The 1,958-nt window shown below is 69.3% G+C and carries 2 protein-coding genes; both read left to right on the top strand.

Annotated features, from left to right (window positions below):
- The first annotated feature begins 393 nt into the window (after positions 1 to 393).
- Positions 394 to 933 carry a Dps family protein gene (locus FKP22_RS28665; RefSeq protein ID WP_141291522.1) on the top strand — a complete coding sequence of 180 codons (540 nt, stop codon included), beginning with the start codon at positions 394 to 396 and terminating at the stop codon, positions 931 to 933.
- A gap of 206 nt (positions 934 to 1,139) precedes the next feature.
- The coding region (locus FKP22_RS28660) for a ligand-binding sensor domain-containing protein (RefSeq protein WP_310733388.1) at positions 1,140 to 1,958 on the top strand (819 nt) is incomplete at its 3' end.

Here is a 1,958-nt window from a genome sequence, read left to right as displayed (position 1 = left end):
CACGGCCAGCACCACGGCGCTCCATGCCAGCAGTTGCACGCTGGCCGGCGCATCGCGGGGGGCGGACAAGGGCGCAGTCTGCATGGCAGCACCAAAGGCCTGGCCAGGCAGCAGGGCGCAAGCGACCAGGCGCTGGGAAAGCCGTGGTCGGGGCGATCGGGATCGGCTCGCCGGACCGTGTCTTTCTTGGGGCATGGAAATGGAGGTCGCAGGATGTGGCCACTGTAGGCAGCCGTGCCGGAAAAGCGATATCCAAAAAGAGGTAGGGCCGTGAGGCCCTGGCCAGATGGCAGAGGCCGCGCTGTCCCGGATGGGTGAACGGGGCTCGGCTGCCCGCCCGATGCCGCCGCGGCGCGCCGGCCCTCCAATGGGCTTCTCGCAGAAAGGATCCACATGTCCCACCCCCTCACGCCCGAAACCGCACCAGTGTCCCAAGCCTTTGGCAGCCTCGCAGACGTGCGCATCGGCCTGTCGGCCGACGTACGCCATGCCAGCGTGGCCGCGCTCAATCGCCTGCTGGCGCACACCATGGCCTTGCGCGACCTGTACAAGAAGTCGCACTGGCAGACCGCCGGCCTGGTCTTCTTCGAACTGCACCAGCTGTTCGACAAGCACTACGAAGAGCAGGTCGTGCTGATGGACGCACTCGCAGAGCGCGTGCAGACCCTGGGCGGCGTGGCGCATGCGCTGGCCGGTGATGTGGTCAGCGAGTCGCGCCTGTCGCGTGCGCCGCGTGGCATCGAGACCGCGCACCATCAGCTCGAACGACTGCTGGATGCGCACGAGTTCGTGCTCGGCGAGGCTCGGCCGCTGGCGCGCGCCGCGGCCGAGCTGGGCGATGACGGCACCAACGACCTGATCGTCAGCCAGTTGATCCGGCTGCACGAGCTGCAGAGCTGGTTCGTCTGGCGCCACATCTCGCGGCCGGCCTGAGTTGCGCGGCTTCCCCGGCGAAAAGCGCGGTCGCCGGGGCGCAACAGTGACAGCCGAAGGGAGGGGTTGAGCCTCTCCCGTTTGGGCGATGTGGGCCTGCTGCAGGTGGGGGGCGCGACGCTCGCTGCGCGTGGGTTTGACTATGCTGCCGGCTGCCTCCCGTGGCCCTGGCCGCGGACCGTCACCCTGCCGTTGCCGCGCCTCCCATGTTGTTGGTCTTGCTGCGGTCGCCCGGCCGCCGTGCGACTGCCCGATTTGCGCTGTTGTGCCTGGCCTGGCTGCTCGCCTGTGTGGCCTGCGTCGTGCAGGCCCAGCCGGCAGACACTGCCGGTTTCGACGACCTCGGCCACACGATGTACACGCCGCGCCAGGGGGCGCCGGGCAACGTCAATGCGCTGGCCCAGACACCCGACGGTTTCCTCTGGCTGGGCACCTCCGAAGGCCTGTTCCGCTTCGACGGCCAGCGCTTCCTGCCGTACCGCGCGCCCGGTGGCCAGGCGCTGCCGGACGCCGACGTGATGAACCTGCTGGCCCTGCCTTCGGGCGAACTGTGGGCTGGCACACGCTTCGGCAACGTCTATGCCATTCGCGATGGCCAACTGAAGCAATACGGCCCGGCCTCCGGGCTGCCTGCGCATTCGATCTTCGGCCTCGCCACGGATCCACGCGGCCGCATCTGGGCCGCCACCAGCTTTGGCGTGTTCTACCTGGACGGTGAACGCTGGCACGAAGTGAAGGCGGCCAACGGCGCGACCTTGCAGGTGCTGGGCTTCCGTGCCTTCCTGGCTGATGGCGAGGGCCGACTCTGGGCCGTGGCCTCGGAGGCCGGGGTGTTTTCCCTCGAACCCGGCGCCAACGCCTTCGTCAAGCAGCGAGCGGCCAGCGAAGTCAGCGGCAACCTGCTGCTGGACAAGACCGGCGCCGCATGGATTGCCGACGACATGGGCGTGGCCGCGTTGAGCGGCCCACCACGCGGCATTGCGCAGCGCTCGCTGGCGCGCCTGGGCAGTGGCCGGCAGGCGACC

Origin of the sequence: Ideonella azotifigens (assembly GCF_006519715.1) — a bacterium.
Taxonomy (GTDB): Bacteria; Pseudomonadota; Gammaproteobacteria; order Burkholderiales; family Burkholderiaceae_C; genus Ideonella; species Ideonella azotifigens.
This window is presented reverse-complemented; position numbering and strand designations above follow the sequence as displayed.